The following is a 19,028-nucleotide window of genomic DNA, read 5'->3' as shown; positions in this document are numbered from 1 at the left end:
CGGCAAGGCGCGCGATGAAATCCTTGAGCGTCTTTCTGGCGATGACACGCACGCTAACCTCCCGACCTCGCCGTGGTTCGTATCATAACGTTGCCTTCACCGCCTTACCGGCCACGTAAGTCTCGCGCACCGCGCGGTCGTCGCCGAGCGTCTGGAGCAGGAAGAGTTCGTCGGTCAGCGAGCGCACCACCTCCATCTTCAGCGCCATGGCAGGCGTGGCGGCGGCGTCGAGGACCACGAAGTCGGCATCGGTGCCCGCCTCCAGCGTGCCGATGCGGTCGGAGAGGGAAAGCGCTTCGGCATTGCCGAGCGTCATGTGGTAGAAGCTTTCCAACGGGTTCAGCCGCTCGCCGAGCAACTGCTGGATCTTGTAGGCCTCGTCCATCGTCTTCAGCATGGAATAGCTCGTGCCGCCGCCGACGTCGGTGGCAAGCGCGATGCGCACCGGCCGTTCCCGCCGCGACAGGCTCTTGAGCGGGAAGAGGCCGGAGCCGAGGAAGAGGTTGGAGGTGGGGCAGTGCACGGCCACCGCGCCCGCCTCGCTCATCGCGTCCGCCTCCCGTTCGGAGAGGTGGATGCAATGGCCGAAGAGGCTTTTCGGCCCGAGCAGGCCGTACCGCGCGTAGACGTCGGTATAGTCGATGGCGTCCGGATAGAGTTCGCTCGTGAAGCGGATCTCGTCGTGGTTCTCGGAAAGGTGCGTCTGGATGTGAAGGTCCGGGAATTCGCGGGCGAGCGCCGCCGCCATCTCCATCTGCGCCGGCGTGGAGGTGATGGCGAAGCGCGGCGTGATGGCGACGTGGTTGCGGCCCTTGCCGTGCCACTCGGCGATCACCGCGCGGGTCTCGTCATAGCCCATCTGGGGGGTATCCAAGAGGCCCTGGGGCGCGTTGCGGTCCATCATCACCTTGCCGCCGACCATGCGCATGCCGCGCCTCAGGGCTTCCGCGAAATAGGCGTCGGCCGAGGCCTTGTGCACCGAGCAATAGGCGACCGCGGTCGTCGTTCCGTGGCGGACCATCTCGTCGTAGAAGTGGCGGGCGATGCGGGCGGCATGCTCACTTTCGACGAAACGGCACTCCTCGGGGAAGGTGTAGGTGTTCAGCCATTCGAGGAGGTTGGCGGCATAGGAGCCGATCACCTGCATCTGCGGGAAATGCACATGCGTGTCGATGAGGCCCGGCAGGACGAGGTGCGGCCGGTGGTCGGTCTCCTCCGCGTCGGCCGGCGCTTCGGCGCGCACCGCGGCATAGGGGCCGAAGGCCGCGATCCTGCCGTCCTCGATGAGGAGGCCGCCGTCCTCCTCGTAGCGGTAGCTCGACGCGTCCTCGAGCGATTCCGGCCGGCGGAGGAAGGAGAGCAGGCGTCCGCGGATGAGGGTCTTGGTCATGGCGGTCAGCTTCCTTCTGCGGCGGTCTCGAACCAGGCGTTTATGAGGGCGCGCTCCTGCCCCGTCATGCCGGTGACGTTGCCCGGCGGCATGGCGTGGCTGCGCCCCGCCTGCAGATAGATCTCGCGGGCGTGCAGGGCAATCGCGGAGTCGCTTTCGAGCACGATGTCCTTCGGCGCGGCGCGCAGGCCCTCCCAGACGGGCTCGGCCGCGTGGCACATGGAGCAGCGCGTCGAGACGAGATCGCGAACGGCGGGGAAATGGCTGTTTTGCGCGAAACGCTCGGCCGAGGGCGCAAGGCCGGCATCGGCGCTCGTCCCGGTCAGCACCTTCGGCGCCGTGGAAAGCCACATGATGATGACGAAGAGGATGGCGGTGACGAGCCAGGTCCAGGTCGGCTTTCCCTTGCGGGCATGGGTCGTGTTGAACCAGTGCCGGATCGTCACGCCCATCAGGAAGACGAGGGCGGCGATGATCCAGTTGAAGGCCGTGGCGAAGGCGAGCGGATAGTGGTTCGACAGCATGAAGAAGATGACGGGCAGCGTCAGGTAGTTGTTGTGGGTGGAGCGCTGCTTGGCGATGACGCCGTATTTCGGGTCCGGCGTGCGGCCGGCGATGAGGTCCGCGACGACGACGCGCTGGTTCGGCATGATGATGAAGAAGACGTTCGCCGACATGATCGTCGCGGTGAAGGCGCCGAGATGGAGGAAGGCGGCCCTGCCGGAAAAGACCTGCGTATAGCCCCAGGCCATCGCGACGAGGATAAAGTAGAGGACGATCATCAGCCCCCAGGTGTTCCTGCCGAGCGGCGACTTGCACAGGAGGTCGTAGAGGATCCAGCCCAGCGCCAGCGAGGCGAGCGAGATGAGGATGGCGACCGGCGTCGAGATGTCGAGCACGGTGCGGTCGATAAGGAAGAGGTCGGCGCCGCCGTAATAGACGAGACAGAGCAGCGCGAAGCCGGAAAGCCAGGTGAAGTAGCTTTCCCATTTGAACCAGGTCAGGTGCTCCGGCATGGAGGCCGGGGCCACGAGGTATTTCTGGATATGGTAGAAGCCGCCGCCGTGCACCTGCCATTCCTCGCCATAGGCGCCCGGCGGAAGATGCGGCCGCTTCACGAGGCCGAGGTCCAGCGCGATGAAGTAGAAGGACGAGCCGATCCAGGCGATGGCGGTGACGACGTGCAGCCAGCGGACCGCGAAGGTCACCCATTCCCAGGCGATGGCGTATTCGTACATGCGCAACGTTCCCTTCCGGCGTCTTTTCTTCCGTACATTGCGCAAGATTCGCGGGTGAGGGAAGGGGTGAGGCACCGCGCGCGTGCCGGAACGGCCCCGCGCGGGGCGCGCGAAAGCGTCGCCTCTGAAAACTGTGTGTGGTGGCTTCGTTTTGGCGCGGCGGGAGGCACCCCGCATGATCTCATAACGATAGACCTGCCCTCGGGGAAGAGATGCCGGGCCTATGCCTCCACCGGCATCACCGCGAGGATCCAGTCGCGGAAGGCGCGGATCTTCCGGATGTTGCGGCGGTTTTGCGGGTAGGCGAGCCAGTAGTCGCGCCCGTCGTTGCAGGTCAGCGCGAAGGGCTGGTAGAGCCGGCCGGCGGCGACCTCGGCGCGGAAATGGCCGGGGTTGAGGATGGCGACGCCCTGGCCGGCCATCGCCACCTGCGCGTCTATCGTCTGGGTGCCGAGCTCGTTCGGCGGGAAGCGGTCGAGGCCGGGGTTCTCGATGCCGGCGGCGGCGAACCAGGTGCGCCACCAGATGTCCCGCGCGCTGATGATCGGCAATTTCAGGAGATCGACCGGCTCGCTCACGCCGCCGATCGTCTCGGCAAGCGCCGGGCTCAGCATGGGCGTGAAGTTCATGCGCATCACGCGGTGGCATTCGAGCCCGGGCCAGCCGCCCTTGCCCCAGCGGATCGCGACGTCCGCCTCCTCCCTCGCAAAATCGATCACGTCCTGCGAGGTGGAAAGCCTGACGGCGATGTTCGGATGCCGGAGCTGGAAGTCGCCGAGGGTACGGCTCAGCCATTGCATGGCGAAGGTCGGCGTCGAGTGGATGTGCAGCTTCTGCTCCGCGACGCCGCGCAGGTCCGCCACCGCCTCGGCCAGCTTGGCAAGGCCCTCCGCCACCTTCGGCGCCAGGCGCTCGCCCGCCTCGCTCAGCGTCACCTGCCGGGGCCGGCGCAGGAACAGCGTCTCGCCGAGCGTCTCCTCCAGGAGCTTGATCTGGTAGCTGACGGCGGTCTGCGTCATGCCCAGCTCGTCGCCGGCGCGGGTGAAGCTTCCCTGCCGCGCGGCCGCCTCGAAGACGCGCAGCGCATTGAGCGGAAAGTTGCGCGACATCTTCATGGCCAAGTTCTCTTCATGCATGCAGACGAAGGTTCGATTGGAATTCCATCATTTTTCGGCGCACCCTGCAAGCAATGGATGGAATTTTCGAGGTTTTATCATGACATGCACCATCGAAGCGGCGCCGGCAGGCGCCCGGCACTTCCGGAAGGAGAGCCTGTGGCATAAGCTCTTTCTCGTCTTCCGCAGGCGACGGAGGGCGCGCCTTGCGCGGCTCGACCCGCGGGAGCTTTCCGACCACATGAAGCGCGATCTCGGCTTTCTCGACGGCCGGAGCTAGGGCTTTCCGGACGCAGAACCGCTACGCACTTTTGCTGGAATTGCTTTTGCGCCAGGCGGCGAAGGCGGGCAGCAGTTCGGCGGCCGTCATCGCGGCGATGACCTCCGGGCGCTTGTCGTCGACCGCCGCGCCGCCGATGGGCAGGACCAGCCGGTCGGCCGCCGCGCGGTTCACGCCCTCCTCCTCCAGGTAGTGGGCGAAGGAGGCCCGCTTCGACTTCGAGCCGACCATGCCGACATAGGCAAGGTCGGTGCGGGCGAGCGCCTCGCGTGCGATCAGGAAATCGAGCGCATGGTCGTGGGTGACGATGACCACGGCCGAGCCGGCCGGGATGCCGGCGACCAGCGATTCCGGCATGGCGTCCAGCCGTTGGTGCACCCCGGAGACAAGCTGGTCGAGCTCGCTCTCGCGCGCCTCGACGACGAAGACCTTGACGGGCAGCAGCGTCAACGCCTCGGCGAGCGCCCGGCCGACATGGCCGGCGCCGAACACCCAGACCTGCGGCTTCTGCCGCTCCTCCTCGGCAAGGCGCCCGTCGAGCGCCTTGCGGGCCTCTTCATCCGCGAAGGTGAAGGTGAGCTCGACGCGGCCGCCGCAGCACTGGCCGATCTCGGGGCCGAGGGGAATGTCGAACCTCGTTTCGCCGCCGGCATCCGCCAGCATTTTCCGGGCGTTCTCGATCGCCATGTATTCGAGCTGGCCGCCGCCGACGGTGCCGTGGATCTCGGTCGGCGCCACCAGCATGAAGGTGCCCTCGTCGCGGGGCGCGGAGCCCCTGACGGCGGTGACTTCGACGATGACGACACGGTGTTCGCGGGCGAGAAAGCCCTCCAGACTGTCCTGCAGAAAGTTCATCTTATCCTTCTTCTTGTGCCTTCAGCCGCTCGATGGCCATCAGCACCCGTTCGGGCGTGGCGGGCGCATCGAGCCGCGGGCAATGGCGGTAGCCCTTGGTGCTGGCGACGGCCATGGAAAGGGCCTCCAGAACGGAGACCGCGAGCATGAAGGGCGGTTCGCCCACCGCCTTGGAGCGGCCGATGGTCGGCTCGGCGGCTTCCGCCCACTCGGCGAGCCTGACGTTGAAGACCTTCGGGCGGTCGGAGGCGAGCGGGATCTTGTAGGTGGAGGGGGCGTGGGTGCGAAGCCGCCCCTTGCCGTCCCACCACAGTTCCTCGGTCGTCAGCCAGCCCATGCCCTGCACGAAGGCGCCTTCGACCTGGCCCCTGTCGATCGCCGGGTTCAGCGAGCGGCCGACGTCGTGCAGGATGTCGGCGCGGTCGACATGGTATTCGCCGGTCAGCGTGTCGACCGAGACTTCGGAGACGGCGGCGCCGTAGGCGAAATAGTAGAAGGGCGTGCCCATGCCCTTGGCGCGGTCCCAGTGGATCTTCGGCGTCTTGTAGAAGCCGGCGGCGGAGAGCTGCACGCGGGCCATGTAGGCCTGCTTCATGAAATCCGCGAACGGGATGAGCGCATCGCCGACGCGCACGTGATGCGGCACGAAGGCGACGTCCTCCGGCGGCACGCCCCACTTTTCCGCGGCGAAGGCGACGAGGCGCTCCTTGATCTGGCGGGCGGCGTCCCAGGCCGCCATGCCGTTGAGGTCGGAGCCGGAGGAGGCGGCGGTGGCCGAGGTGTTCGGCACCTTGGCGGTCGTCGTCGCGGTGATCCTCACGCGCGAGACGTCGACCTGGAAGGCATCGGCGAGCACCTGCGCGACCTTGGTGAAGAGGCCCTGGCCCATCTCCGTGCCGCCGTGGTTGAGGTGGATCGAGCCGTCCTGGTAGACATGCACCAGCGCGCCGGCCTGGTTGTACCAGGTGGCGGTGAAGGAGATGCCGAACTTCACCGGCGTCAGCGCGATGCCCTTGCGGATGACGCGGCTCTTCCCGTTGAAGGCGAGGACGGCCCGGCGGCGGGCCTGGTAGTCGGAGGAGGCCTCCAACTCGTCCACGATGCGGTGGATGATGTTGTCCTCCACCCTCTGGTGGTAGGGTGTCAGCACGCGGTCCGAACCGGCAGGCCCGTAGAAATTCGCCTTGCGGACCTCCAGCGGGTCCTTGCCGAGCGCATAGGCGATCTCCTCGATCATCCGCTCGCCGCCGACGAGCCCCTGCGGTCCGCCGAAGCCGCGGAAGGCGGTGTTGGAGACGGTGTGCGTCTTCAAGGGCTGCGAGGTGAGAAGGACGTGCGGGTAGAAATAGGCGTTGTCCGCGTGGAAGAGGGCGCGGTCGGTGACGGGGCCGGAGAGGTCGGAGGAATAGCCGCAGCGGGCGGCGTAGTTCGCCTTCACCGCCTCGATGCGGCCTTCGCCGTCGAAGCCGACCTCGTAGTCGACGAGGAAGTCGTGGCGCTTGCCGGTCGCCGTCATGTCCTCGTCGCGGTCGAGGCGGAATTTGACCGCGCGGTCGAGCTTCTTCGCGGCCACGGCGGCGAGCGCGGCGAACTGGTTGCCCTGCGTCTCCTTGCCGCCGAAGCCGCCGCCCATGCGGCGCACCTGCACCGTCACGGCGTTGGAGGGCACGCCGAGCACGTGGGCGACCATGTGCTGCACCTCGCTCGGATGCTGGGTGGAGGACCAGACGGTGACCTCGTCGTCCTCGCCGGGGATGGCGAGCGCGATATGGCCTTCGAGGTAGAAATGATCCTGCCCGCCGACGCGCATCCGGCCCTTGATGCGGTGCGGGGCTTTTTCCAGCGCGCCTTCCGCATCGCCCCGCTTCAGCGTCAGCGGCTCGGTGACGAGCGCCGCGCCGTTTTGGAGCGTGTCGGTGACGTCGGTCCAGTGCGGCAGGTCGCGGTATTCGATCTTGGCAAGGCGGGCGGCGCGGCGGGCGGCCTCGCGCGTCTCGGCGACGACGCAGAAGATCGCCTGGCCGTGGAACTCGACCTTGCCTTCGGCCAGCACCGGCTCGTCGTGGCGGTGGGAGGGGCTGATGTCGTTCTCGCCGGGCATGTCCGCGGCGGTCAGCACCAGCACGACGCCGGGATGGGCCTTCACGGCGGAAAGGTCGAGGGCCAGGATTTCCGCATGCGCCCGGTCGCCCATGCCGAGCGCGGCGTGCAGCGTGCCCTCGGGCTCCGGCATGTCGTCGATGTAGTCGGCCGTGCCGGTGACGTGCTTGTGCGCCGAATCGTGGCGCAGCGGCGCGTGCATGGGGGCGGAGATCGTCTTGCGGTCTTCGAAGGTGGACTGGTCCATGTCACTGCCTCCTTCCGGGGGCGCTGCCCCTCATCCGGCCTGCCGGCCACCTTCTCCCCGCAAGCGGGGCGAAGGGGATATGCCTTGCCGGCTTCCCGGCCAATGACCGTTTGCAGGGCAGGTCCCCTCTTCCCGCTTGCGGGGAGAGGGGGAGGGTGAGGGGCAATATCGCGGCATGCGTCCTCATTACGCCACCTCCTCGAACCGCCGCACCTGGGCGGTCTCGCCGGATGTTTCGAGGAAGAAGCGCGTCAGCAGGTTCTTCGCCGCCAGAAGGCGGTATTCCGCCGTCGCGCGCCAGTCGGTGAGCGGCTGGTAGTCGGCCTTGAAGGCGGGGCGGGCGGCCTCGACGGTGGCCTCGGTCCAGGGCTTGCCGACGAGGGCCGCCTCGACATTTGCCGCCCGCTTCGGCGTGCCGGCCATGCCGCCGAAGCAGAGGCGAGCGTCGGTGACGGTGCCGTCCGGCGAGAGCGCCACGCGGAAGGCGCCGCAGAGGGCGGAGATGTCCTCGTCGCGGCGCTTGGAGACCTTGTAGACGGCGAAATGCGCATCCGCCGGCAGGTCGGGCACGAAGAGGCTTTCGACGAACTCGCCGGCGCGGCGGTCCTGCTTGCCGTAATCGATGAAATAGGCTTCGAGCGGCAGGTCGCGCCGGCCGTCCTTCGAGCGCAGCGCGAGGGTGGCGCCGAGCGCGATCAGCGGCGGCGGCGTGTCGCCGATGGGCGAGCCGTTGGCGATGTTGCCGCCGATCGTGCCCATGTTGCGCACCTGCTCGCCGCCGATGCGGTCGATCAGCGGGCGCAGCGCCGGGAAGCGGCGACAGAGGGTGGCGAAGGCCTGGCTATAGGTGACGCCGGCGCCGATGCGGATGCCGTCCGCCGTCTCCTCGATGGATTGCAGCTCGGAAAGGTGATTGATGAAGACGACCGGGTTCAGGTCGCGGAACTGCTTCGTCACCCAGAGGCCGACATCGGTGGAGCCGGCGACGACGGTGGCCTTCGGTTCCTCCGCGAGAACGGCCGCGAGGTCGTCGGACGAGGCGGGCACGATCACCCGGCCGTCGCCGTCGCCGACGCGGATGGTCTCCCGCGGCGTCATGGCCTTGAGCCTGGCGAGCACGTCCGTCCGCGTGCGCTCGATCGGGTCGAAGACGGCGCTCGGCCGCTCATGGGCGACGGCTTCGGCGGCTCGGACGATCGGCTCGTAGCCGGTGCAGCGACAGAGATTGCCCTGCAACGCCTTTTCGATGCGCGCCCGGTCCGGCGCGGGGTCGGAGAGCCAGAGGCCGTAGAGCGACATGACGAAGCCGGGCGTGCAGAAGCCGCATTGCGAGCCGTGATGGTCCACCATCGCCTGCTGCACGGGATGCAGCAGGCCGTCCGGGCCCGCCAGATGCTCGACGGTGACGACGTGGGCCGCGTTCATCGAACCGAGGAGGCGGATGCAGGCATTGACACTCTCATAGGCGAGCCGGCCCTCGACCACGCGGCCGACGAGCACGGTGCAGGCGCCGCAGTCGCCCTCCGCGCAGCCTTCCTTGGTGCCGGTGAAGCGGCGGTCGAGCCGCAGCCAGTCGAGCAGGGTGCGCGTCGGCGGGACGTGGCGGAGCGAAACGTCCTTGCCGTTGAGGATGAAGCGGATGCTGCCGGTGTCCGTGCTCATCGTTCTCCTATTGGGCGGTCCAGCCGCCATCCACGGATATATGGGTACCGTTGATCGATTTTGCCGCATCCGAGGCGAGGAAAAGCGCGATGGCGGCGACCTCGCCGGTGCCGACGAATTCCTTGGTCGGCTGGAACTTCAGCATGACGTCGGTCTTCACCTCGGCCTCGCTGATGCCGCGCGCCCTTGCCGTATCGGGAATCTGCTTCTCGACGAGCGGCGTCAGCACGTAGCCGGGGCAGATGGCGTTGGCGGTGATGCCATTCTCCGCGATCTCCAGCGCGACGGTCTTGGTAAGCCCCATGATACCATGCTTCGCCGCCACATAGGCTGCCTTGAACGGCGAGGCGACGAGGCCGTGCGCGGAGGCGACGTTGATGATGCGGCCCCAGCCCTTGCGCTTCATGTGGGGGATGGCGGCGCGGATGGTGTGGAAGGAACTGGAGAGGTTGATCGCGATGATCTGGTCCCACTTCTCGACGGGAAAGTCCTCGATCTTCTCGACATGCTGGATGCCGGCATTGTTGACGAGGATGTCGACGCCGTCGAACGTCTCCACCGCCGTCTCGATGAGGTCGGCGATCTCGTGCGGCTTGGTCATGTCGGCCGGATGGTAGATGACGCGGCCCCCGCCGAGGCCGTCCAGCCGGGCGCGGGCAGCCTCGATCTCGCCGGCGGCGCCGAAACCGTTGATGACGACGTTGGCGCCGTTTTCGGCGAAGGCCGTTGCGATGGCAAGGCCGATGCCGCTGGTGGAGCCGGTCACGACGACGCTTTTCATGGTCTCTTTCTCCCGATCATGCTGCTTTGCGGTAGCCTACGCCCAAAACTCGAGCGATGACAATTGCGTTTTCGGCGGGCTACAGTCCCGCCGGAGGCAAGGCACGATTTGCGTTTTATTTTCCTTTGACATTCGTTTTAGTCTCGTATTGAAGATTCCGAAGGGCCTGGGAGCGGCCCCGAATTGGGAGGAACGGCATGGGCGGATATGTTCTCGCGATCGATCAGGGCACGACCTCGAGCCGGGCGATCGTCTTCGACGGCAAACAGAAGGTCGTCGGCTCCGGGCAGAAGGAGTTCACGCAGATCTTTCCGCAATCCGGCTGGGTCGAGCACGACCCGGAGGAGATCTGGGAGAGCGTCGTCTGGTCGGTCAAGGCCGCGCTGAGGAAGGCGAACGTCAAAGCCGCCGACATCTCCGCCATCGGCATCACCAACCAGCGCGAGACGGTGGTCGTGTGGGAGCGCGGGAGCGGCAGGGCGATCCACAACGCCATCGTCTGGCAGGACCGCCGCACCGCCTCCTATTGCGAGAAGCTGAAGAGGCAGGGCCTCGAAAAGACCTTCACGAAGAAGACCGGCCTGCTGCTCGATCCCTACTTCTCCGGCACCAAGCTCTCCTGGATGCTCTCCAACGTGAAGGGCGCGCGGGCGCGGGGAGCCAAGGGCGACCTCTGCTTCGGCACGATCGATTCGTTCCTGATCTGGCGGCTGACGGGCGGCAAGGCGCATGTGACCGACGCCACCAATGCCAGCCGCACGCTGATGTACAACATCGCCGCGAACGGATGGGACGACGAACTGCTCGACATCCTGCGCGTGCCGGAGGCCATGCTGCCGGAGGTGCTGGACTGCGCGGCGGATTTCGGCGTGACGGACAAAAGCCTGTTCGGCGCGGAAATCCCGATCCTCGGCGTTGCCGGCGACCAGCAGGCCGCCACGATCGGCCAGGCCTGCTTCACGCCGGGCATGATGAAATCCACCTACGGCACCGGCTGCTTCGCGCTGCTCAACACCGGCACGGACATGGTGCGCTCGAAGAACCGGCTGCTCACCACCATCGCCTACCGGCTCGACGGCGAGACGACCTATGCGCTGGAGGGCTCGATCTTCATCGCCGGCGCGGCCGTGCAATGGCTGCGCGACGGGCTGAAGGTCATCAAGGCGGCGCCGGACACCGGCGACCTCGCGGCCCAGGCCGACCCGACGCAGAACGTCTATCTCGTGCCCGCCTTCACCGGCCTCGGCGCGCCGCACTGGGACCCGGAGGCGCGCGCGGCGATCTACGGCATGACACGCAACACCGGCCCCGCGGAATTCGCCCGCGCGGCGCTGGAGGCCGTCTGCTACCAGACGCGCGACCTGCTCGACGCGATGCACAAGGACTGGCGGAACAACGGAAAGGAGACGGTGCTGCGCGTCGACGGCGGCATGGTCGCCTCCGACTGGACCATGCAGCGCCTCGCCGACATCCTCGACGCGCCGGTGGACCGGCCGACCATCCTGGAGACGACCGCGCTCGGCGCGGCGTGGCTCGCCGGCCAGCGCGCCGGCGTCTGGCCGGACCGCGAGGGGTTTGCGAAATCCTGGGCGCGGGATACCCGGTTCGAGCCCAAGATGGACGAGAAGACCCGCGCGGTGAAGATCAAGGGCTGGAAGGACGCGGTTCGGCGGACGCTGAGCGACGGCTGAGGCGTCACGGCTCTCCCCCCGACGCGTCCCCGCATCACCCCACCCAAGACGCCATCCTCGGTGCAAGCCAGAGGATGGCGGAGGAGAGGACGGTGGGTATAGCCGGTCTCCCCATCGGGCCCTTTTCAAGCATCCTCATCCATTCATCAAAAATATTCCGGTGCGCCCTGTCGGCTGAGAGGCTACTCCTACGTCTTTCAACCAACGGGAGTTCATCATGCTGTATGCCGTTCTTTGCTACGATGCCGAAAGTGTCGTCAACGCCTGGAGCAAGGAGTTGGACGACAAGGTCATGGCCGATCTCGGCGCCGTCAACCAGCGCTATGCGGAAGCCGGCAAGCTCGGTCCGGTCGCGCGGCTAATGCCGACGACGGCGGCCGTGACCGTCCGCAAGGGCGCGACGGACGATATCGTCATGGACGGTCCCTTCGCCGAGACCAAGGAACAGTTCCTCGGCTTCTTCGTGCTCCAGGCGGAGACGCTGGAGGAGGCGATCCAATTCGCCCGCGAGCTTTCCGCCGTCAATCCGGCGAACGGCACCTATGAGATCCGGCCGCTGCAGTTCTTCAATCCGGGAGTACCCATCGCATGACAGACCTTGCCTGGATCGATCTGGCGCTGACGTCGGCACGGCCGCAGGCCATGGGAGCGCTGCTGCGCTACTTCCGTGACCTCGACATGGCGGAGGAGGCCTTTCAGGAGGCCTGCCTCCGTGCGCTGAAGACCTGGCCCGACAAGGGCCCGCCGCGCGATCCGGCAGCATGGCTCATCTTCGTCGGCCGCAACAGCGGCATCGACCAGGTGAGGAAGCGCGCCAGGCACCAGCCGCTTCCGCCCGAGGAGATGCTGTCGGACCTTGAGGACACCGAAGGCGACCTCGCGGACCGGCTGGACGGCGCGCACTACCGCGACGACATCCTGCGCCTGCTCTTCGTCTGCTGCCATCCGGACCTGCCGGCGACGCAGCAGATCGCGCTGGCGCTGCGCATCGTCTCCGGCCTTTCGGTCAGGCAGATCGCGCGGGCCTTCCTCGTCTCGGAAGCCGCCATGGAGCAGCGCATCACGCGCGCCAAGGCGAAGGTCGGGGCCGCCGGCATTCCCTTCGAGACGCCGGACGCCGTGGCGCGCGCCGAACGGCTCGGGCTCGTCGCCGCGATGATCTACCTCGTCTTCAACGAGGGCTATTCGGCCGGCGTGCCGGAGAAGGCGGATACGCCCTTCTGCGCGGAGGCGATCCGGCTGGCGCGGCTGCTCTTGAAGCTGTTTCCCGCCGAGCCGGAGATCATGGGGCTGACGGCGCTGCTGCTCATCCAGCATTCGCGGCTCGAAGCCCGTTTCGACAAGGACGGCCAGATCGTGCTTCTGGAGGACCAGGACCGCACGCTCTGGGACCGCGCCCTCATCGAAGAGGCGCTGGTGCTGATCGACAAGGCGATCCGCCACCGCGCGCCCGGCCCCTTCCAGATCCAGGCGGCGATCGCCGCGCTGCACGCCCGCGCCGCGACGGCCGAGGAGACGGACTGGGTGCAGATCGACCTGCTCTACCAGACGCTCGAACGCATCCAGCCTTCGCCGGTGGTGCGTCTCAACCGGGCCGTCGCCGTTTCCAAGCGGGAAGGACCGGAAGCGGCGCTGGCGCTCATCGAGCCGCTGGCGGACAAGCTCAACGGCTATTTCTATTTCCACGGGTTGCGCGGTGGGCTCCTGAAGCAGCTCGGCCGCTTCCGCGAGGCGCACGAGGCCTTCGACCGCGCCATCGCGCTCGCCACCACGCCGGCGGAGGCCGCGCATATCCGCCAGCACCTCGACAGCATGCAGCGCGAGATGGCGGCGGCCGAAAAATAATCCGTGCCGGATGTCGGATCGGGCGCCCGCCGGCCGTCCTTGATATGAACCAACCGACGATAGACCCCTAACGAGGAGAAAGACATGACCGATACCGAGATCAAGCCCGCCAACAACCGCGAACTGGTGCTGACCCGTGTGCTGAATGCGACCCCCTCCCAGCTGTTCAAGGCCTGGACGACGCCGGAGCTGATGAAGCAATGGTTCGCCCCGAAGCCCTACGAGACGCCGGTCATCGAGATCGAGCCGCGCGACGGCGGCAAGTTCCGCACGGTCATGACCGGCCCGGACGGTTTCCACATGGATTCGACCGGCGTGTTCCTCAAGGTGGAGAAGGACAGGCGCATCATCACGACCGATGCCTTCGGCCCGGACTGGAAGCCGACCGAGAAGGCCTTCTTCAGCGCCGAAATCCTCTTCGACGACCTCGGCGACGGCAAGACGCGCTACACCGCCATCGCCCGCCACTGGACCGTCGAGGACTGCGAGACGCACGAGAAGATGGGCTTCCACGAAGGCTGGGGACAAGTGGCGACGCAGCTCGAAGAGGTCGCTTCCAAGCTTTGACTTGGGGCAGCCAGGCGACGTTGGCAAATCCGGGGCAGGATGGTATGAATAATTCATACTGGTGAGTGGAGTTGCGAGATATGGCGCCTGCCAAAAAACGGACATTCAGCCTGCCCCGGGAGCAATCCGAGTATATCGACGAGCTTGTCGCGAGCGGCGCGTTCGCCAGCGGCAGCGAGGTTATCCGCGCTGGGTTGCGGGCGTTGCGGGAGCGCGATCTGGCTGTCGACCGCTGGCTTGAGCAGGACGTCGTTCCAGTGATCCTTGCGATGCAGGCAGATCCGCAGCGCGTGATCCCGTTGAAAGACGTTTTCGACGGGATTCGCCTGCATCATAGGTCGCGGCTTGGGACCTGAGCTTGCTCTACCGTGTCCAGTTCGCTCCGGAAGCGCGGGATGATCTCCTGAGGCTCTATGACTTCGTGGCAGAACGCGCGGGGGCTTCTCGCGCCATCGCCTATCTCAGCCGGATCGAGGCGTTCTGCCTCGGTTTCGAGCGGTTTCCGCAGAGGGGTATCGCACGCGACGACATCTTCCCGGGACTTCGCGTCGTGGGTTTCGAGAAACGGGTGACACTCGCCTTTCATATCGTCGGTGACACCGTCGTCTTCGATCGTGTCCTTTATGCCGGGCGGCAGTTTCCGGCGGAAGACGATATGTCCTAGCGTGGCCTTCCCGTAAACACACTGTTTCCTCAAAGCCCCTTTCAACCCGCCTCCACCGGCCATATCTGGGGGAAAATCCCTTTCACCAGGAACACCCCATGGAACTTGGCCTCTATACATTCGCCGACGTCGACCCCAATGCCGCCGACAAGGGGCGGGAGGGGGAGCGGCGGCTGAAGGACCTCCTGGAGGAGATCGAGCTCGCCGACCAGGTGGGGCTCGACGTCTTCGGGCTGGGCGAGCATCACCGGGCCGACTATGCGGCCTCCGCGCCCGCCGTCGTGCTGGCGGCCGCGGCGGCGCGGACGGAGACGATCCGCCTCACCAGCGCGGTGACGGTGCTGTCGTCGGACGATCCGGTGCGCGTGTTCCAGCAGTTCTCGACGCTCGATCTCCTTTCGGGCGGCCGGGCGGAGATCATGGCGGGGCGCGGCTCCTTCATCGAATCCTTCCCGCTCTTCGGCTATGCGCTCGACGACTACGACCGGCTCTTCGAGGAGAAGCTGGACCTGCTGCTCGCCCTCAACGAGAGCGAGAAGGTCTCGTGGTCCGGCACGATGCGGGCGCCGCTGCCGGGGCTCGGGGTCTATCCGCGTCCGGTGCACGGAAGGCTGCCGATCTGGATCGCGGTCGGCGGCACGCCGCAATCGGTCGCGCGCGCCGGGGCCTACGGCCTGCCGCTGGCGCTTGCCATCATCGGCGGCACGCCGGCGCGCTATGCGCCGCTCTTCGATCTCTACCGCGAGGCGGCGCGCCGCGCCGGCCAGGACGAGGCGAAGCTGAAGACCAGCATCAACGTGCACGGCTTCATCGCCGACACGACGGCGGAGGCGGCCGACATCTTCTACGGACCGCAGGCCGAGGTGATGGACCGCATCGGCCGCGAGCGCGGCTGGGGGCCGACGAGCCGGGCGCAGTTCGACCAGTCGATCGGGCCGGGCGGCCATCTGTTCCTCGGCGATCCGGAGACGGTGGCCAGGAAGATCGTCGCGCATCAGAAAATCTTCCGGAACGACCGGTTCCTGCTGCAGATGGCGATCGGGCCGATGCCGCACGACCGGATCATGCGCGGCATCGAGCTCTACGGCACCAGGGTCGCGCCGCTGGTGCGCGAGATGCTGGCGGAGGAACCGGAAGGCGCGGCCGCTTCCGCCTGACATCGGCGCGCGGGCGTGGTAGGACGTCCGCGAAAGAGAGATGCGATGACCCTGGAAAACGACGAAGACCTCAACGGCCTGAAGGCGATCGGCCGGATTTGCGCGAACGTGCTGCAGCACATGTCGACGGCCGTCCGGCCGGGCATGACGACGGCGGAGCTCGACCTGATCGGCCGGCGGATGCTGGAAGCGTCCGGCGCCCGCTCGGCGCCGGAAAGCTGCTACAACTTTCCGGGCGCGACCTGCATCAGCGTCAACGAAGAGGTGGCGCACGGCATTCCCGGCGAGCGGGTCATCAAGGAGGGCGATCTCGTCAATATCGACGTTTCGGCCGAACTCGACGGCTATTTCGCCGATACCGGCGCGTCCTTCACTGTCGGGCGCTCGGCGCCGGCGGTGGAGCGGCTGTGCCGTGACGGCAAGCGCGCGCTCTGGGTCGGCCTCAAGGAGGTGAAGGCGGGAAAGCCGCTCGCGCAGGTCGGCAACGCCATCGGCGAATTCGCGCGCAAGCACCGCTATACGCTGATCGCCAACCTCGCCAGCCACGGCGTCGGCCGCTCGCTGCACGAGGAGCCGACGGAAATCGCCACCTGGCCCGACCCGCAGGAGAAGCGCCGCATGACGGAAGGCCTCGTCTTCACGGTGGAGCCGTTCCTGTCGCTCGGCGCGAACTGGGCGGAAGGAGGGCGCGCGGACGAGTGGACGCTCTACAGCGAGCCGAGCGCGCCCACGGTGCAGTTCGAGCATACGGTGGTCGCGACCCGCAACGGGCCGCTGGTGCTGACGCTGCCCGGCTGACGCTTCACCCGGCCTGATCCGACGCATCAAGAAATGTCGTTTGCCGCAGCCCATGTTGCAGTGCGATGGTCGCGGCATGATGCAACGCACTCCCGCCCTGTCGCGCGAGCCCGTCCGGGCGGCCGTCGCCGGCGCGCTCGCCATGGCCGTCGCCATGGGGCTCGGCCGCTTCTTCTATACGCCCGTGCTGCCGGGCATGATGGCCGGCCTCGGGCTCGACGCGGCTGCCGCCGGCATCATCGCGGCGGCGAATTTCGCGGGCTATCTCCTCGGCGCGGTGCTCGCGGCCTATGGCTGGGCGGCCGGCCACGAGCGGCGCCTTGCGATAGGTGCACTGGCCGCGACCGTGCTGCTGCTCGTCGCCATGGGGCTCGTCTCCAGCGTCGCGGCGCTTTCCGCCGTGCGCTTCCTCGCCGGCCTTGCCAGCGCCTTCGCCATGATCTTCACCTCCGGCATCGTGCTGACCATCGGCCTCGACCACCGGGATCCGCGCGTGCAGATGGCGCATTTCTCCGGCGTCGGCGGCGGCATCGCGGTTTCGGCCGTGCTCGTCTACCTCCTGTCGCTGGCCGGCTTCTCCGCCATGCCGGCCTGGCGCGTCGACTGGCTCGCCGGCGCGCTGCTCGCAGCGCTCGGCCTTGCCGCCGTCGCCCGGCTGCTGCCGCGACGGGAACGCGGCGGGCCGGCCCTGCGCGAGCCGCCGGTCGCCTGGACCCGGCCTCTGGCCGCGTTGACGCTGGGCTACGGTCTCTTCGGCATCGGCTATGTCGTCACGGCCACCTTCATCGTCGCCATCGCGCGGGAAGGCGCGCAGAGCCCGCTCCTGGAATGCCTCACCTGGCTCGTCACCGGCACTTCGGCGGCGATCTCGCTTGCCGCCTGGAAGCCTGCGGAGCGGCGCTACGGCGTGGCAGCGGTCTACGTGCTGGCGATCCTGGTGGAGACGGCGGGCGTGGCGGCGACGGTGACGCTGCCCTTTCCGCTCTCCGCGCTCGCCGGCGGCGCGCTCCTCGGGCTTACCTTCATGGTCATCACCGCCTACGGCCTGCAACTCGGCAGGGTGCTCGCCAGCCAGAGCCCGCGCCGGGTGCTGGCGCTCATGACGGCGGCGTTCGGCGTCGGGCAGATCCTCGGGCCGCTCGGGGCCGGCTTCCTTGCGGCGCGCACGGGAAGCTACGTCCTGCCCAGCCTTGCGGCCGCCGGCATCCTGCTCCTGGCTGCCGCCGTCACCGTTCTCGGCGGGGCGCTTTCCATTAAATCTCGGTAATCCCGGCGCCTGCCGGATTGTTGCGATGCGCAAACTCCTCTAGGTTCGGCGCGAACCGGCGGCGCTTCTGCCGCATGCAAACGAGAGTTTCGCACCTTGTTCCACTCCTTCTTCCCGCAGCCGAAGCTGTTCTTCTCCTCCCTCATCATCTGGACGCTGCTTGCGATCGCGGTCTGGTACTCGTTCGGTCCCGGCCTCGGCACGGCGATCGGCCTGCCGCCGCTGCCGGCCGGCACCGAGCCGCCCGTCGGCCTCGGCTATTTCGTGACGCCGGACAATATCTGGTTCTACCTCTACTTCTTCCTCTGCACAGCGATCTTCGGCGCGTTCTGGCAGGTGCGGGCGAAGGATCATCCCTGGACCAACTGGTCGATCTGGGGCTCGGCCTTCATCATCTTCTCGACCTATTTCAGCGTGCAGGTCTCGCTTGCCATCAACAACTGGCGCCGGCCGTTCGGCGACACGCTGCAGAACGCGCTTCAGGGCACGGCCGGGGTCACGACGCAGAACTTCTTCGACCTGATGCTGATCTTCTGCCAGATCGCCTTCATCAACGTCTTCGTCTACGTGATGACGCGCTTCTTCGTCAGCCATTACGTCTTCCGCTGGCGCACGGCGATGAACGATTACTACATGTCGCTCTGGCCGCGCGTGCGTCATATCGAAGGCGCCTCGCAGCGCGTGCAGGAGGACACGATGCGCTTCGCCACGATCACGGAAGGCCTCGGCGTCAGCCTGATCGACGCGGTGATGACGCTGATCGCCTTCCTGCCGGTGCTGTTCGCGCTTTCGGTGCATATCGGCCCGCTGCCGGTCATCGGCGAGGTGCCGCATGCCCTGTTCTGGGCGGCGATCCTCTGGTCGGCCTTCGGCACCTTCCTGCTCGCCTTCGTGGGCATCAAGCTACCGGGCCTCGAATTCCGCAACCAGCGCGTCGAGGCGGCCTACCGAAAGGAGCTCGTCTATGGCGAAGACGACCCGACCAAGGCCCAGCCGCCGACGGTGCGCGAGCTCTTCGCCAATGTGCGGGCGAACTATTTCCGCCTCTATTTCCACTACATGTATTTCAACGTCGCCCGCTCGTTCTACCTGCAGGCGGACAACCTCTTCGTCTACTTCATCCTCGTGCCGACGATCGTCACCGGCAAGATCACCTACGGTATCCTGCAGCAGATCCTCACGGCTTTCGGCCAGGTGTCGAGCTCGTTCCAGTACCTCGTCAATTCCTGGTCGACGATCATCGAGCTCCAGTCGATCCACAAGCGCCTGAAGGCCTTCGAGGCGGCGATTGAGGGGCAGGAACTGCCGAGCATCGACCGCCAGTTCATCGAGGCCGGCGGCAACGAGGAACTCGCGGGCTGATCGGAACGC

The 19,028-nt window shown here is 67.1% G+C and carries 18 protein-coding genes; 11 read left to right on the top strand and 7 right to left on the bottom strand.

All coding sequences use genetic code 11. The features are described from left to right. Positions 1-82: 82 nt before the first annotated feature. The 3 genes from guaD to ACIIOY_RS02425 all read right to left on the bottom strand — a co-directional run bounded on the left by guaD (position 83) and on the right by ACIIOY_RS02425 (position 3,743). Positions 83-1,390, bottom strand: a complete 1,308-nt coding sequence (gene guaD / locus ACIIOY_RS02435) for a guanine deaminase (protein WP_411033012.1) — start codon at positions 1,388-1,390, stop codon at positions 83-85. Between the two features lie 5 nt (positions 1,391-1,395). Next, a complete protein-coding gene (locus ACIIOY_RS02430) occupies positions 1,396-2,628 on the bottom strand; it encodes a urate hydroxylase PuuD (protein ID WP_411033011.1) in 1,233 nt (410 codons plus the stop codon). A gap of 221 nt (positions 2,629-2,849) precedes the next feature. Further along, on the bottom strand, positions 2,850-3,743 hold the full coding sequence (locus ACIIOY_RS02425) for a LysR substrate-binding domain-containing protein (RefSeq protein WP_411033010.1): 894 nt from the start codon (positions 3,741-3,743) through the stop codon (positions 2,850-2,852). A gap of 100 nt (positions 3,744-3,843) precedes the next feature. On the opposite strand from ACIIOY_RS02425, the gene ACIIOY_RS02420 reads away from it, so the two are divergent. After that, positions 3,844-4,023, top strand: a complete 180-nt coding sequence (locus ACIIOY_RS02420) for a hypothetical protein (protein ID WP_411033009.1) — start codon at positions 3,844-3,846, stop codon at positions 4,021-4,023. A 21-nt stretch (positions 4,024-4,044) separates the two neighbouring features. On the opposite strand, the gene xdhC is transcribed toward ACIIOY_RS02420, so the two are convergent. The 4 genes from xdhC to ACIIOY_RS02400 form a co-directional block, all read right to left on the bottom strand. Further along, positions 4,045-4,878 (bottom strand): xanthine dehydrogenase accessory protein XdhC, encoded by an 834-nt coding sequence (gene xdhC, locus ACIIOY_RS02415; protein WP_411033008.1) that lies wholly within the window; start codon positions 4,876-4,878, stop codon positions 4,045-4,047. A 1-nt stretch (position 4,879) separates the two neighbouring features. After that, on the bottom strand, positions 4,880-7,225 hold the full coding sequence (gene xdhB / locus ACIIOY_RS02410) for a xanthine dehydrogenase molybdopterin binding subunit (RefSeq protein ID WP_411033007.1): 2,346 nt from the start codon (positions 7,223-7,225) through the stop codon (positions 4,880-4,882). A 186-nt stretch (positions 7,226-7,411) separates the two neighbouring features. Then, the gene (gene xdhA / locus ACIIOY_RS02405; protein ID WP_411033006.1) at positions 7,412-8,887 is read right to left on the bottom strand and encodes a xanthine dehydrogenase small subunit; all 1,476 of its coding nucleotides are present in this window, start codon (positions 8,885-8,887) and stop codon (positions 7,412-7,414) included. 7 nt (positions 8,888-8,894) lie between these two features. Beyond that, positions 8,895-9,668, bottom strand: coding sequence for a 3-hydroxybutyrate dehydrogenase (locus ACIIOY_RS02400; protein ID WP_411033005.1), 774 nt, complete (start codon positions 9,666-9,668; stop codon positions 8,895-8,897). 197 nt (positions 9,669-9,865) lie between these two features. On the opposite strand from ACIIOY_RS02400, the gene glpK reads away from it, so the two are divergent. From glpK to sbmA, 10 genes are all read left to right on the top strand, one after another. Beyond that, positions 9,866-11,359, top strand: a complete 1,494-nt coding sequence (gene glpK / locus ACIIOY_RS02395; RefSeq protein WP_411033004.1) for a glycerol kinase GlpK — start codon at positions 9,866-9,868, stop codon at positions 11,357-11,359. Between the two features lie 217 nt (positions 11,360-11,576). Next, entirely contained in the window at positions 11,577-11,951 is a 375-nt protein-coding gene (locus ACIIOY_RS02390; protein ID WP_411033003.1) for a YciI family protein, read from the top strand. Beyond that, positions 11,948-13,204, top strand: coding sequence for an RNA polymerase sigma factor (locus tag ACIIOY_RS02385; RefSeq protein ID WP_411033002.1), 1,257 nt, complete (start codon positions 11,948-11,950; stop codon positions 13,202-13,204). The genes ACIIOY_RS02390 and ACIIOY_RS02385 overlap by 4 nt, the downstream gene beginning before the upstream one ends. 84 nt (positions 13,205-13,288) lie before the next feature. Then, positions 13,289-13,771, top strand: a complete 483-nt coding sequence (locus ACIIOY_RS02380) for an SRPBCC family protein (RefSeq protein WP_411033001.1) — start codon at positions 13,289-13,291, stop codon at positions 13,769-13,771. Between the two features lie 80 nt (positions 13,772-13,851). Continuing rightward, positions 13,852-14,127, top strand: coding sequence for a ribbon-helix-helix domain-containing protein (locus ACIIOY_RS02375; protein WP_411033000.1), 276 nt, complete (start codon positions 13,852-13,854; stop codon positions 14,125-14,127). 2 nt (positions 14,128-14,129) lie between these two features. Beyond that, the gene (locus ACIIOY_RS02370) at positions 14,130-14,435 is read left to right on the top strand and encodes a type II toxin-antitoxin system RelE/ParE family toxin (RefSeq protein ID WP_411032999.1); all 306 of its coding nucleotides are present in this window, start codon (positions 14,130-14,132) and stop codon (positions 14,433-14,435) included. A gap of 98 nt (positions 14,436-14,533) precedes the next feature. After that, the gene (locus ACIIOY_RS02365; RefSeq protein WP_411032998.1) at positions 14,534-15,592 is read left to right on the top strand and encodes an LLM class flavin-dependent oxidoreductase; all 1,059 of its coding nucleotides are present in this window, start codon (positions 14,534-14,536) and stop codon (positions 15,590-15,592) included. A 45-nt stretch (positions 15,593-15,637) separates the two neighbouring features. Further along, complete coding sequence (gene map / locus ACIIOY_RS02360; protein WP_411032997.1) at positions 15,638-16,390, top strand: type I methionyl aminopeptidase; 753 nt, start codon at positions 15,638-15,640, stop codon at positions 16,388-16,390. 76 nt (positions 16,391-16,466) lie between these two features. Then, complete coding sequence (locus tag ACIIOY_RS02355) at positions 16,467-17,657, top strand: YbfB/YjiJ family MFS transporter (RefSeq protein ID WP_411032996.1); 1,191 nt, start codon at positions 16,467-16,469, stop codon at positions 17,655-17,657. Between the two features lie 96 nt (positions 17,658-17,753). Further along, the gene (gene sbmA, locus ACIIOY_RS02350; RefSeq protein ID WP_411032995.1) at positions 17,754-19,019 is read left to right on the top strand and encodes a peptide antibiotic transporter SbmA; all 1,266 of its coding nucleotides are present in this window, start codon (positions 17,754-17,756) and stop codon (positions 19,017-19,019) included. The last annotated feature ends 9 nt before the right edge of the window (positions 19,020-19,028 follow it).

This window comes from Shinella agrisoli, assembly GCF_046557955.1.
Taxonomy (GTDB): domain Bacteria; phylum Pseudomonadota; class Alphaproteobacteria; order Rhizobiales; family Rhizobiaceae; genus Shinella.
The sequence above is the reverse complement of the archived record's forward strand: the minus strand, read 5'-3'. Positions and strand labels throughout refer to the sequence as shown.